Consider the following 13,261-nt stretch of genomic DNA (forward strand, 5'->3'; position numbering starts at 1 on the left):
CGGCTGAAACCATGTTAGAGACTGGCCTGGCTCCTCTACAGGTCAAATCAGGACATCGCCCTATCTTTAACGGACATGCCATCCTATGGCTTACCCTAAGGGCATTCCTCCTTCCCGGCCCCTGGCACGCCGGGTGCCGGAACCCGAATCCGGCCTGCCAGAATGGCGAGACCGGCCACCCGTCGAGCGTGCGCGACTTGCATGCGGCGGTGCCCCCTCGTATGATCCGCGCTATCGTGGTCGCAAAACGGCCGCCACTGGAACCTCATGACAAAAACTCTGATCATTGCTGAAAAACCGTCGGTCGCCCTGGACATTTCCCGAGCGCTCGGCGGTTTCACCCGGGAAGGCGACTACTTCGAAAGCGAGCAATACGTACTGTCCTCCAGCGTCGGTCACCTGCTCAGCCTCGTAGCGCCCAACGACCCGGTGCGCGGCAAATGGAGTTTCACCCACCTGCCGGTCATCCCGCCGCAATTCGAGCTGGGGCCGACCGACAAGCGTTCCGCCGAGCGGCTCAAGCTGCTGGTCAAGCTGCTCAAGCGCAAGGATGTCGGCGCCGTCATCAACGCCTGCGACGCAGGCCGCGAGGGCGAGCTGATCTTCCGCTATATCATTCAATACGCCGGGGTCAAGAAACCCATCCAGCGCCTGTGGCTGCGGTCCATGACCCAGGCCGCCATCCGCGAAGCCTTCGCCAACCTGCGCGACGACGAAACCATGAAGCCGCTGGAAGCCGCCGCCCGCTCCCGGGCCGAGGCCGACTGGCTGGTCGGCATCAATGGCACCCGCGCCATGACGGCCTTCAACAGCAAGGACGGCGGCTTCTTCAAGACGCCGGTGGGCCGCGTCCAGACGCCCACCCTGGCGATCGTGATGGAGCGCGAGGACCGGATCCGGCGCTTCGTGTCGCGCGACTACTGGGAGGTCCACGCCACCTTCGTCGCGGCCGCCGGCCTGTACGAAGGCCGCTGGTTCGATCCCGATTTCAAGAAGAACGAACAGGACTCCGACGCCCGCGACTCGCGCCTGTGGTCCGCGTCAGCCGCCCAGACCATCGTGGCCGCCTGCCGCGAGCAGCCCGGCAGCGTCACCGAGGAATCCAAGCCCAGCACGCAGTTGTCCCCGGCCCTGTTCGACCTGACCACCCTGCAGCGCGAGGCCAACTCGCGCTTCGGCTTTTCCGCCAAGACCACGCTGTCCCTGGCTCAATCCCTGTACGAGCGCCACAAGGCCCTGACCTATCCCCGTACGGATTCGCGCTACCTGCCCCAGGACTACGTCGGCACCGTCGAGCAGACCATGCACGTGCTGGCCGACAGCGACTCGGGCGTGGCCCGTTCGGTGCGCCCCTATGCCGCCCAGGTCGTCAAGCAGGCCTGGGTCAAACCCAACCGGCGCATCTTCGACGACAAGAAGGTTTCCGATCACTTCGCCATCATCCCCACCTTGCAGGTGCCGCGCGAACTGAGCGACGCCGAATTCAAGATCTACGAGCTGGTCGCGCGCCGTTTCCTCGCCGTATTCTTCCCGGCGGCCGAGTTCCGCCTCACGACCCGCATCACCCAGGTCTCGGGCCATCACTTCAAGACCGAGGGCAAGGTGCTGGTGTCGCCCGGCTGGCTGGCCATCTACGGCCGCGAATCCCAGGGCGATGAGGCTTCGCTGGCGGCCGTGGCCGACGGCGAACGGGTGCGGACCGAAGACATCGAGGCGCGCGGCCTGGCCACCAAGCCCCCGGCCCGCTTCAACGAAGCCACGCTGCTGTCGGCCATGGAAGGGGCCGGCAAGCTGGTGGACGACGAAGCCCTGCGGGAAGCCATGTCCGAGCGGGGGCTGGGCACCCCGGCCACCCGCGCGGCCATCATCGAAGGCCTGCTCAATGAAGGCTACCTGCGTCGAGAAGGCCGCGACCTGATCCCCAGCGCCAAGGCCCGTCAGTTGATGACCCTGCTGGCCGGCCTGGGCGTCAACGAACTGACCTCGCCCGAACTCACCGGCGAATGGGAGCATCAGCTCAAGCTGATCGAACAGCGCCAACTGGACCGCGAATCCTTCATGCGCGAGATCGCCCAGATGACGCAGGTGATCGTCAAGCGCGCCAAGGAATACGAGCGCGACACCGTGCCCGGCGACTACGCCACCTTGCAAGTGCCCTGCCCCAAATGCGGCGGCGTCGTCAAGGAAAACTACCGCCGCTACGCCTGCACGGCGTGCGACTTCTCCATCGGCAAGCATCCCGGCGGGCGCACCTTCGAGGTGCCCGAGGTCGAGGAACTGCTGACCAGGCGCGAACTGGGCCCGCTGACCGGGTTCATCAGCAAAATGGGCCGGCCCTTCGCCGCCGTGCTGCGCATCACCGACGAGTACAAACTGGAATTCGACTTCGGCCAACGCGACGACGAAGACGCCGAGCCCGTGGATTTCTCCGGCCACACCCCGCTGGGCGCCTGCCCCAAATGCGGCGGCCGCGTCTTCGAACACGGCATGAACTACGTCTGCGAGCGCGCCGTGGGGCCCGAAAAATCCTGCACCTTCCGCAGCGGCAAGGTCATCCTGCAGCAGGAAATTCCCGCCGCTCAAATGAGCAAGCTGCTGGCCACCGGCAAGACCGACCTGCTCGACGGCTTCGTGTCCAGCCGCACCAACCGCAAGTTCAAGGCCTTCCTGGTGCGCCAGGCCGACGGCAAGGTCGGTTTCGAGTTCGAGCCGCGCCCGTCCAAGGCGGGCGCCAAGACCGCCGCAAAGACCGCGTCGAAGACCGCCGCCAAGCCGGCCGCCAAGAAAACCGCCGCAAAGAAAGCCACAGCCAAGAAAACCGCCGTCAAGAAGGCTGCGGCAAAGAAGGCGGCGCCCGCCGCCCCGGAGGACGACGGCCCGGCCTTCTGAAGACGCGGTCAACTGCTGGCGCGGACCTTCAACTCGAAACCCAGATCCACGGCGGGCATGTCCACGGGCTCGCCGCGCATCAGCCGCAGCAGCATCCGGGCCGCCACGTCGCCGACTTCCCGGCGCGGCGTGCGCAGGCTGCTCAGCGCGGGCAGCATCTGGGCATTGCCCGGCAGGTCGTTGAAGCCCACCACGCTGACCCGGCCGGGCACAGGAACGCCCAGCCGCAAGGCTTCCAGCAGGCCGCCATGGGCCAGGTCATCGTTGCAGAAGAACACCGCGTCGAGGTCGGGATGCGCCGCCATCAGACGGCGAAACACTTCGGCCCCCAGCGCGGCCGACGAAGGCCGGGAGTCAAGAATTTCCAGCCGGGGATCATGGCAGCCCGCCGCCTGCAACACGCTGCGGAACCCCTCGGCACGCTCCAGCGTGCGCGGATCCAGTTGCGCGCCGACGAAGGCGATGCGCCGCCGTCCCCGCTCCAGCAGGTGGCGGGCCACCGCCTGCGCGGCGCCGACCTGGGAAAAACCGACGCAATGCACATCCGGATCGTCGCTGAGCTCCATCACGTGCACGCAGGGCGTGCGGCTGGACTCGATCAGGCGGCGCTGGGACTCGCTGCGATCGAAGCCTGTCAGGATCAGGCCCGCCGGCCGGTGCGACAGATAGCTGTCCAGCAGCGCGGCCTCGCGTTCGGGGCGGTACTGGGTGATCCCGACAAAGATCGGATAGCCGGCGTCCCACATCACGTCCTGGACAGCCTCCAGCAATTCCGTGAACAGCGTATTGGACAGCAGGGGAATCAGCACCACGACGTGGCTGCTCTTGGCCGAGGCCAGCGCGCGGGCCGAGGGGTCGGGCCGGTAACCGAGGTGCTCCACCGCCGCGCGCACCCGTTCGACCAGCTCCGGGCGCACCGTCGTCTTGCCCGCCACCACGCGCGATGCCGTGATGGGGCTGACGCCGGCCAGGGCCGCCACGTCGGCCAGCGTGGTCCGGCCCGTGGCCCGGCGACGGCTCCGGGCTGCGGGAGCCCGGGCGGCGCCCCCGCCGGTGGAGGAAGAATCGTTCATACAGGAATTCCCTAATGTCGGCCAGAACGGGATAGCGCTATCTTTGCGTCTCACCGCCTTCGGGCATACCGGCCGGCACATGCCGGAACCGATACTTCGGGCACCATTTTACGTAAGGGCCGTTTTTTTTCAATGCAAAAGATAGCGCTATCTTCTCTCGTCGGCGATACCGGCGCACCCGATTGTCCGCCCCGCGCGGTGGTCGTGATGGGCGTCTCCGGCAGCGGCAAATCCACGGTCGGCGAGAGGCTGGCGCTGCGCCAAGGCTGGATCTTCATCGAAGGCGACGCCTTCCACAGCAAACAGAACCACGCCAAGATGCAGGCCGGCACCCCCCTGACCGACGAAGACCGGGAATCCTGGCTGGAAGCCCTGGGCCGGGAACTGGCGCGTCACGCCGCCGCCGGTGTCGTCCTCAGTTGCTCGGCCCTGAAGCGCGCCTACCGCCAGCGGCTGCGCGCGCACGTCCCCGATCTGGCCTTCATCTGGCTGGAAGTGGGCCGCGACGAAGCCCGCCAGCGCGTCGCCAGCCGGGGCGAGCGCCATTTCTTTCCCGCCGCGCTGATCGACAGCCAGTTCGCCGCGCTGGAGCCGCCCCACGACGAGGCCGGGCTGCTCCATCTGGACAGTGAACACCCCCTGGAAGCACTGCTTGTACAAGCCGCCGAATGGCTGCAAAGGAACCCCCATGCACACGCCTGACACCCCCGAGGCCGCGCCGCGCAAATCCCGGCTCGTCGAAGCCGCCGAAGCCTTCATGGCCATCACGCTCGCCCTCATGGTGATCGCCGTGTTCAGCAACGTCGTGCTGCGCTACGCCTTCGACACAGGGCTGGTGATCTACGAAGAGCTGTCCCGCCTGCTGTTCGTCTGGCTGGTCTGCATCGGCACCATCGTCGCCGCCGCCGAAGACAAGCACCTCGCCTTCACGCTGGTGGTCGACCGCCTGGGGCCGCGCATGCTGCGCCATTGCCGCCGGTTGGCCAGCGCCCTGGGCCTGGCCATCCTCGGCATGATCGCCAAAGGCGCCTGGGACCAGGTCCTGGCCGGCATGCACAGCTTCAGCCCGGTGATGGGCTACCCGCTGGCCCTGGGCTCGGCCGCCATCCTGCTGATGGCCGCCGTCATGATGATCCTGCTCCTGAAAGAGGCCGCGCCCCTCTTCGGGTTCCACCGATAGGCGGCCCTTCCCATGATCACGACCCTCATCTTTCTCGGCACCCTGTTCGGCGGCATGGCGATCGGCCTGTCGATCGCCATCGCCCTGGTCCTGTCCGCCATCGCCATGATGTGGCAACTGGACTTCTTCAACACCCAGCTCCTGGCCCAGAACCTGATGGCCGGCTTCGACAGCTTCCCGCTGCTGGCCGTGCCGTTCTTCATCCTGGCCGGCGAACTGATGAACGCCGGCGGCCTGAGCCAGCGCATCATCGACATGGCGCGCGCCTTCGTCGGCCATATCCCCGGCGGCCTGGGCTACGTCACCGTATTCGCGGCCATCCTGCTGGCTTCGATGAGCGGTTCGGCCATTGCGGACACCGCCGCGCTGTCCACCATCCTGCTGCCCATGATGCGCCAGCAGAACTATCCGGACACCTTCAGCACCGGCCTGCTCGCTTCGGGCGGCATCATCGCGCCGGTCATCCCGCCCTCGCTGCCTTTCATCATCTACGGCGTCACCACCAACACCTCGATCAGCAAGCTGTTCATCAGCGGCGTATTCCCCGGCCTGATGATGGGCGCGGCGCTGCTGCTGGCCTGGCGCTGGATGGCGCGCAACAGCGACCTGCCCGCCATGCCCCGCGCCAGCGCCGCCGAGCGCGCCCGCAGCATCGCCGACGGCACCTGGGCGATCCTCATGCCGGTCATCATCCTGGGGGGCATCCGCTTCGGCATCTTCACCCCCACCGAGGCCGCCGTAGTGGCCGCCGTCTATGCGCTGTTCGTCGCCACGGTCGTCTACCGGCAAATGCGCTGGGCCGACTGCTACCGCGTGCTGATCAGTTCCAGCAAGACCACCGCCATCGTCATGTTCCTGTGCGGCGCCGCCACGGCCGCCGCCTACATGATCACGCTCGCCGATCTGCCCAATCAGTTGGCCGACCTGTTCGGCCCGGTCATGGACCACCAGATCCTGTTCATGGTGCTGATGGTGCTGTTCCTGATCCTGGTGGGCACCGCCATGGACCTGACGCCGACCATCCTGATCTTCGCTCCGGTCTGCCTGCCGCTGGCGGTCAAGGCCGGCGTGGATCCCATCTATTTCGGCTTCATCTTCGTGCTGACCGGCTGTCTGGGCCTGATCACGCCCCCGGTGGGCACCGTCCTGAACGTCGTGGCCGGGGTCGGCAAGGTCCCCATGGAAACCGTTGTCAAAGGCGTGAATCCCTTCCTGGGCGTCTACCTGGCGCTGCTCGCCCTGTTCATCCTCTTTCCGGAGCTGGTCATTGTTCCGGCCCGCTGGCTCTATTGAAGCCATTCATCCACCAAGGAGACTTACCATGAAGATAAAGACCATCCTGCTCGCCGCGGGGCTGGCATTCGGCCTGCAGGGCATCGCCCCGCAGGCGCAGGCCGCCGACATCCAGACCCGCCTGATCCGCTTCGGCTACGGTCTGAACCAGGATTCGAACCAGGGCCGCGCCGCCCAGGTGTTCGCCGACGAAGTCGCCAAGCTGTCGGACGGCAAGATGAAGATCCGCGCCATCGGCGCAGCCGCCCTGGGGTCCGACATCCAGATGCAGCAGGCGCTGATCGGCGGGGCCCAGGAAATGATGGTGGGCTCCACCGCCACCCTGGTGGGGATCACCCCGGAAATGGCCATGTGGGACACGCCTTTCCTGTTCAACTCCGGTGAAGAGGCCGACAAGATCCTCGACGGCCGGGCGGGCCAGATGCTCATCGAGAAACTGGACGACAAAGGGCTGGTCGGGCTGGTGTATTGGGAGAACGGTTTTCGCAACCTGACCAACAGCCAGCGGCCCGTGACCCGGGTGGAGGACTTCGACGGCCTGAAGCTGCGGGTCATGCAGAACAACATCTTCTTGGATACTTTCCAGCGCCTGGGCGCCAATGCCGTGCCGCTGCCCTTCTCGGAATTGTTCACCGCGCTGGAGACCAAGACGGTGGACGGCCAGGAAAATCCCTACAACACCATCCTGTCGAGCAAGTTCTACGAGGTCCAGAAATACCTGAGCGTCACCAACCACGTCTACAGCCCCTGGATCGTCCTCGCCAGCAAGCAATGGTGGGACACCTTGAGCGCCGACGAGCGCGATGTGCTGCTCAAGGCAGCCGTCGCCAGCCGCGACTTCGAGCGCAAAGACACCCGCCAGGAAGCCGAAAAGGCGCTGGCCCAGTTGAAGGCGGAGGGCATGCAGGTCAACGAAGTGTCACCCGAAGAAGTCGAGCGCATGCGTGAAACGATCAAGCCCGTCAACGAGCAGATCAAGCAGAACGTCGGCCCCGCAATCTGGCAGGCGGTGCAGAACCAGTTGAAGGCCATCCGCCAGGGAACGGACCGCCCTCGCGGTTGAGCCCGGCCCCGGCCCAAACAAAGCCCCGGACGGATGCAGACCCGTCCGGGGCTTTGCGCATCGGGCGGCCCGGGGCACGCCGCTCAGCGGTACACCAGGTCGCGGAAATAGAGTGACAGGTCCGGCCAGTAGGTGATCACCATCAGGCAAAGCAGCACCACGCCGACAAAGGGCAGCAGCGGCCGGATCAGGCGTTCGATGGGCACGTTGGCGACGGTGCAGGCGGCGAACAGGTTCACACCGAAGGGCGGCGTCACCATTCCCAGGGCCAGATTCACCACCATGATCACGCCGAAGTGCGCCGGATCAACGCCAAACTGCATCGCCACAGGCAGCAGCAGGGGCGCCAGCACCACGATGGATGCGGAGGTTTCGATGAACATGCCGATGAGGAACAGGGCGACGTTCATCCCCATCAGGAAGCTGAATTCGCTGGCGAACAGATGGCCGAGCCATTCGCCCAGCATCATCGGCACCCCGGCCCGGTTCAGCAGGAAGCCGAACACGCCGGCATTGGCGATGATGAACATGATGATCGCCGTGGACACCACGGAGCGGTGGAACGTGCGGCCCAGCGTGGCGAAGCTCAGCCGCCGATAGATGAAGACGCCCACGAACAGCGCATACACCACCGCCACGGCCGAGGCCTCGGTGGGGGTGAAGATGCCGCCGTAGATGCCGCCCAGGATGATGACCGGCATCAGCAGCGCCCACCAGGCCTTCTTGAAGGCGGCCCAGACCGGCAGGCGGCCTTCGCCATCGCGCTTGCCCAGGCCGTTGCGGCGCGCGTACAGCCATACATAGGCCATCAGCGCGACGACGATCAACAGGCCCGGCCCGATGCCGGCGATGAAGACCTCGCCCACCGAGGTGTCGGTGGACACCGCGAACAGGATCATGGGGATGGACGGCGGGATGATGACCCCCAGCTCGGCCGCCGAAGCCTGCAGCGAGGCCGCGAAGGGGACCGGATAGCCGTGCCTGGCCATGGCGGGAATCAGGATCGCCCCCACCGCGAAGGTCGTGGCGACGCTGGACCCCGCCACCGCCGCGAAGATCATGCAGGTCAGCACGCAACTGCAGGCCAGCCCGCCCTGCACGCCGCCCACCACGCTCTTGGCGAACTCGACCATGCGCTCGGAGATGCCGCCCGCCTCCATCAGATTGCCGGCCAGGATGAAGAACGGCACGGCGACCAGCGGGTACTTGTCCAGGGCGGCGTAGAGCTGCTGTGCGATCACCAGCCACGTCATATGACCGTCGAAACCGACCCCGGCCATGGTGGCCAGGCCGATCGACACGGCCACCGGCACGGTCAGGCCGAAGCACAGCAGCATGGAAATGAGCATCAACTGCGACATGATGCGGGTCCTAGACGGTTTCGATGTGGACGCGCCGCGGGCCTTCGGCCCAATAGGCCAGCGTGGCGAACAGCGACAAGGCCGCCCCGACGGGAATCGCCAGGTACACCCAGGAGATCGACGCGCCCAGGCTGGGCATCGTCTGGAAACGGACCCGCCAGGTCATCTCGATCCCGATCCAGAGCAGAAAGCCCAGGAAACCCACGACGATCAGCAGGACGACGTGCTCAAGCATCCGCGCCCGGCGCGGAGCAAGCAGGTTGTGCAGCAGATCCACGCTGAGCATGGCGCCCTGGCGAAAGGCCAGGGCCACCCCCAGCATCACCGCCCAGATGATCGAGGCCCGCGTCCAGGCTTCGGACCAGGCCGAGGGAGATTCGAGGATGAAGCGCGCCAGAACCTGATAGAAACCCGCCGCGACGGCGGACCACAGCAAGCCCTGGGCAACCCAGGACACCAGCCGGGACAGGCCCCGGTCGATCAGGCCGAGCACGCGCATGATCCCCCCTTGGCGCTGCGCGCCGTCCCCCCGAGGGGGAATGCGCGCTTGGGGCGGCCCGGCGCGCGCATGACCCTACTGGGTATCACGGATGGATTCGACCAGCGCCTGGCCGAACTGCTTGTAGTACTGCGGGTAGACCGGCTGGACCGCCTGGACGAAGGCGGCGTGGTTTACCGTGTTGACCTGCATGCCGTTGGATTTCAGGGTTTCGAGGCCATCCTTTTCGACCTGATCCACATAATCGCGCATGGCCTGGGCGCTGGCGACGGCGGCCGCCTTGAACTTGGCCTTGCCGTCGTCGGACAGGCCGTCATAGACGGAAGGCGACATCAGGACCAGGGCCGGGCCGTAGACGTGCGCCGTCAGCGACAGGTACTTCTGCAACTGCCACATCTTGACGGACACGATCACCGAAAGCGGGTTTTCCTGGCCGTCGATGGTGCCTTGCTGCAAGGCGGTGGCCACTTCCGGCCAGGCCATGGGGGTGGCCAGCACACCCAGCTCGCGGAAAGCGGCGATGTGGATCGGGTTTTCGGTCGTGCGGATCTTCAGGCCCTTGATGTCGGCGGGCTCGCTCACCGCGCGCACATTGTTGGTCAGGTGCCGGAAACCCTGCTCGCCCCAGGCCAGGGCCACCAGGCCGCGCTTGGGGAATTCGGCCAGCATGTCCTGGCCGATCTTGCCGTCCAGCACCTTGCGCGCGTGCGCCAGGTCGCGGAACAGGAAGGGGATGTCGAACACCCCCGTTTCGGGCACGAAGTTCAGCGTGGCGCCCGTGGAGACGATGGCCAGATCGATGGTGCCCAGTTGCAGGCCCTCGATCACCTCGCGTTCGCCGCCCAGCGCGCTGTTCGGGAATTGCTGGATCTTGAAGTCCGGCAGGCTGCCCTCCAGGGTCTTGACGAACGCGGCGGCGCCTGCGCCGTAGTGCGAGTTTTCGGACAGCGCGTAGGCCATTTTCAGCGTGGTCTGGGCCAGCGCCGGCGCCGACGCCGTCATGCCGGCCAGGGCCGCAGCCGCGAGCCATCGTGCAAAGTGCTTACCTTGGAACATGGTGTCGTCTCCCGAATCCGATATAGGTATCATGCGGCCCGCGCCTGGGCTCCGGGCGCGCCCCCGAACGGTCGGAGCCGCGCCCCGCGCAAAGCATCAAGGCCCTGGTGTTCTAACATGAAGTCCCGCAGGGTCGCAATGGAAACCGTGCGCGGCAGCGGGTTATCGCGGAGAATCCGCTACCGCGCGGGCCAGAAAAACGCTAGAGTTCCGGACAGGCCCGCCGGCGGGAATCCGCCATCGGCACACGATCAGGAACACGGTCATGGCAAGAAAAATCGCAGTCATCCCCGGCGACGGCATCGGCACGGAAGTCATGCCCGAAGGATTGCGGGTCCTGGAGGCCGCCGCCGCCCGGTTCGGGCTGGCGCTGGATTTCGAATCATTCGACTGGGGCTGCGGCCACTACCTGCGAGAAGGCCGCATGATGCCGGCCGACTGGAAGGACCGCATCGGCGGGCACGACGCCATCCTGTTCGGGGCCGTGGGCGCGCCCGATCAGGTCCCGGACCACATCGCCATCTGGGAATCCATCATCGCCATCCGCCGCGAATTCGACCAATACGTCAATCTGCGGCCGGCCCGGCTGATGCCCGGCGTACCCTGCCCGCTGGCCGGACGGCGCCCCGGCGACATCGATTTTCTGGTGGTGCGCGAGAATACCGAGGGCGAGTACTCCAACGCAGGCGGCCGCCTGTTCGCCGGCACCGACCGGGAAATCGCCCTCCAGGAATCGGTGTTCAGCCGCTTCGGCACCGACCGGGTGCTGCGCTACGCCTTCGAGCTGGCCGCCCGCCGGCCGGCCCGGCACCTGACGGCGGCCACGAAGTCCAACGGCATTTCCATCACCATGCCCTTCTGGGACGAACGCGTCGCCGCCATCAGCCAGGAATATCCCGGCGTGGCCTGCGATAAATTCCACATCGACATTCTCTGCGCCCACCTGGTGCAGCACCCCGACCGCTTCGACGTGATCGTGGCCTCGAACCTGTTCGGCGACATCCTGTCCGATCTCGGGCCGGCCTGCACCGGCACCATCGGCATCGCCCCTTCGGCCAACCTGAATCCGGACCGCCGTCATCCGTCTCTGTTCGAGCCCGTGCATGGCTCGGCCCCGGACATCGCCGGCCAGGGCATCGCCAATCCGGTCGGGCAGATCTGGTCGGCCGCCCTGATGCTCGAGCACCTCGGCCAGGGCGATCCCGCCTGGCAACAGGCCGCCGATGCGATTCTGCAGGGCATCGAAACCGTGTTGTCCGAGGGCCCCCGCACACCCGACATGGGCGGGTCCGCGCGCACCGCCGACATGGGCCGGGCCATCGCCGGGCATGTCGCCCGCACCCGCTGAGCGCCATCCACCGCACCGTCACCCGCCAGGAGCCCGCCATGCCCGCCCACCATTTCATCGCCAACACCCGGGTCGCCGCGGCCGACGGACAGACCATTCCGGTGATCGATCCGTCCGACGGGCGGGAATACGACCGCATCGCCCGAGGCTCGCCGGCCGACATCGATCAGGCTGTCCGGGCCGCCCAGGCGGCCATGGGGGAATCGTTCGACGGCCCCTGGGCCATGACCTGCGCCCGGGACCGGGGACGCCTGCTGGCGGCCTGGGGCCGCGCCGTGCAGGAGCACGCCGACGAACTGGCCGGCATCGAAGCGCGCGACACCGGCAAGACGCTGCGCACCGCCCGCAACGACGTCACGGCCCTGGCGCGCTACTTCGAATACTATGCCGGCGCCTGCGACAAGCTGCATGGCGAGACCCTGCCCTACGACACCGGCACCCTGGTGATGACGGTGCGCGAACCGCACGGCGTCACCGGCCACATCATCCCCTGGAACTATCCCGTCCAGATTTTCGGCCGCAGCGTCGGCGCCTCCCTGGCGGCCGGCAATGCCTGCGTGGTCAAGCCGGCCGAGGACGCCAGCCTGTCCGCCCTGTACCTGGCCGATCTGGCCGCCCGCGCGGGCTTCCCGCCCGGCGCCCTGAACATCGTCACCGGCTACGGACAAGAGGCCGGCGCGGCCCTCTGCGCCCATCCGGGCATCCGGCACCTCTCTTTCACCGGCTCCACCGCCACCGGCCAGCAGGTCGCCGCCGCCGCCGCGCGGCACCACTGCCCCGTGGTGCTCGAACTGGGCGGAAAATCGCCGCAGATCGTGTTCGAAGACGCCGACCTGGACGCCGCCCTGCCGGCGGTCGTCAACGCCATTGTCCAGAACAGCGGCCAGACCTGCTCGGCGGGCAGCCGGCTGCTGGTCCACGAAAGCCTCCACGACGCCTTCGTCGAGCGCGTCGCCGGGCGCTTCCGCGTGCTGCGGGCCGGGCCGCCCTCGTCGGATGCCGATCTGGGGCCGCTGGTCAGCCGACGGCAATATGAACGGGTGCGCCAGATGCTCGACATCGCCCGCGGCGAGGGCCTGGCCGAGGCCGCCCGGGGCCGCATCCTGGACGATGCGCCGCCGGGCGGCTTCTACCAGGAACCCGTGCTGTTTCGCCATGTGCCCCCGGACAGCGCCCTGGTCCGGGAGGAAATCTTCGGGCCGGTCCTGGTCACGCAGGCTTTCCGCGACGAAGCGCACGCCCTGGCCCTGGCCAACGGCACCGACTACGGCCTGGTGGCCGGGGTCTGGACACGGGACGGGGCGCGTCAATTGTGCATGGCGCGCCACCTGCGCTGCGGCCAGGTCTTCATCAACAACTACGGCGCCGGCGGCGGCGTCGAACTGCCCTTCGGCGGGGTCAAGTCCAGCGGCCATGGCCGCGAAAAAGGCTTCGAGGCCCTGCTGGGGTTCACCGCCCTGAAGACCGTGGCGATCCGCTACGGCCACGACACCTGAAGG

At 67.1% G+C, this 13,261-nt stretch carries 11 protein-coding genes; 7 read left to right on the forward strand and 4 right to left on the reverse strand.

The window, feature by feature from the left end; translation table 11 throughout:
* The first annotated feature begins 267 nt into the window (after positions 1-267).
* A complete protein-coding gene (locus tag ABRZ00_RS04925; RefSeq protein ID WP_368644530.1) occupies positions 268-2,889 on the forward strand; it encodes a DNA topoisomerase III in 2,622 nt (873 codons plus the stop codon).
* A gap of 8 nt (positions 2,890-2,897) precedes the next feature.
* Here the strand turns inward: ABRZ00_RS04925 and ABRZ00_RS04930 are convergent, their stop codons facing one another.
* Positions 2,898-3,962, reverse strand: a complete 1,065-nt coding sequence (locus ABRZ00_RS04930; RefSeq protein WP_368640919.1) for a LacI family DNA-binding transcriptional regulator — start codon at positions 3,960-3,962, stop codon at positions 2,898-2,900.
* A 132-nt stretch (positions 3,963-4,094) separates the two neighbouring features.
* On the opposite strand from ABRZ00_RS04930, the gene ABRZ00_RS04935 reads away from it, so the two are divergent.
* The 4 genes from ABRZ00_RS04935 to ABRZ00_RS04950 are packed head-to-tail and all read left to right on the forward strand — an operon-like array spanning position 4,095 to position 7,498.
* Positions 4,095-4,664, forward strand: coding sequence for a gluconokinase (locus tag ABRZ00_RS04935; protein WP_368640918.1), 570 nt, complete (start codon positions 4,095-4,097; stop codon positions 4,662-4,664).
* Positions 4,651-5,142, forward strand: coding sequence for a TRAP transporter small permease (locus ABRZ00_RS04940; protein ID WP_368644531.1), 492 nt, complete (start codon positions 4,651-4,653; stop codon positions 5,140-5,142). The genes ABRZ00_RS04935 and ABRZ00_RS04940 overlap by 14 nt, the downstream gene beginning before the upstream one ends.
* A 12-nt stretch (positions 5,143-5,154) precedes the next feature.
* On the forward strand, positions 5,155-6,435 hold the full coding sequence (locus ABRZ00_RS04945) for a TRAP transporter large permease (protein WP_368640917.1): 1,281 nt from the start codon (positions 5,155-5,157) through the stop codon (positions 6,433-6,435).
* 28 nt (positions 6,436-6,463) lie between these two features.
* Positions 6,464-7,498, forward strand: coding sequence for a TRAP transporter substrate-binding protein (locus ABRZ00_RS04950; protein ID WP_343837520.1), 1,035 nt, complete (start codon positions 6,464-6,466; stop codon positions 7,496-7,498).
* A gap of 83 nt (positions 7,499-7,581) precedes the next feature.
* Here the strand turns inward: ABRZ00_RS04950 and ABRZ00_RS04955 are convergent, their stop codons facing one another.
* The 3 genes from ABRZ00_RS04955 to ABRZ00_RS04965 all read right to left on the reverse strand — a co-directional run bounded on the left by ABRZ00_RS04955 (position 7,582) and on the right by ABRZ00_RS04965 (position 10,414).
* Positions 7,582-8,859, reverse strand: coding sequence for a TRAP transporter large permease (locus ABRZ00_RS04955; protein WP_343837517.1), 1,278 nt, complete (start codon positions 8,857-8,859; stop codon positions 7,582-7,584).
* A 10-nt stretch (positions 8,860-8,869) separates the two neighbouring features.
* Complete coding sequence (locus ABRZ00_RS04960; RefSeq protein ID WP_343837514.1) at positions 8,870-9,358, reverse strand: TRAP transporter small permease; 489 nt, start codon at positions 9,356-9,358, stop codon at positions 8,870-8,872.
* Positions 9,359-9,433: 75 nt separating this feature from the next.
* A complete protein-coding gene (locus tag ABRZ00_RS04965) occupies positions 9,434-10,414 on the reverse strand; it encodes a TRAP transporter substrate-binding protein (RefSeq protein ID WP_343837510.1) in 981 nt (326 codons plus the stop codon).
* Positions 10,415-10,679: 265 nt separating this feature from the next.
* Here ABRZ00_RS04965 and ABRZ00_RS04970 point away from each other — a divergent pair, with 265 nt between their 5' ends.
* Together ABRZ00_RS04970 and ABRZ00_RS04975 are read left to right on the forward strand one after the other, a co-directional pair.
* On the forward strand, positions 10,680-11,762 hold the full coding sequence (locus tag ABRZ00_RS04970) for a tartrate dehydrogenase (protein WP_343837508.1): 1,083 nt from the start codon (positions 10,680-10,682) through the stop codon (positions 11,760-11,762).
* Positions 11,763-11,800: 38 nt separating this feature from the next.
* On the forward strand, positions 11,801-13,258 hold the full coding sequence (locus ABRZ00_RS04975; RefSeq protein ID WP_368647853.1) for an aldehyde dehydrogenase family protein: 1,458 nt from the start codon (positions 11,801-11,803) through the stop codon (positions 13,256-13,258).
* The last annotated feature ends 3 nt before the right edge of the window (positions 13,259-13,261 follow it).

Source organism: Castellaniella ginsengisoli (assembly GCF_040955415.1).
Lineage (GTDB): Bacteria > Pseudomonadota > Gammaproteobacteria > Burkholderiales > Burkholderiaceae_B > Castellaniella > Castellaniella ginsengisoli.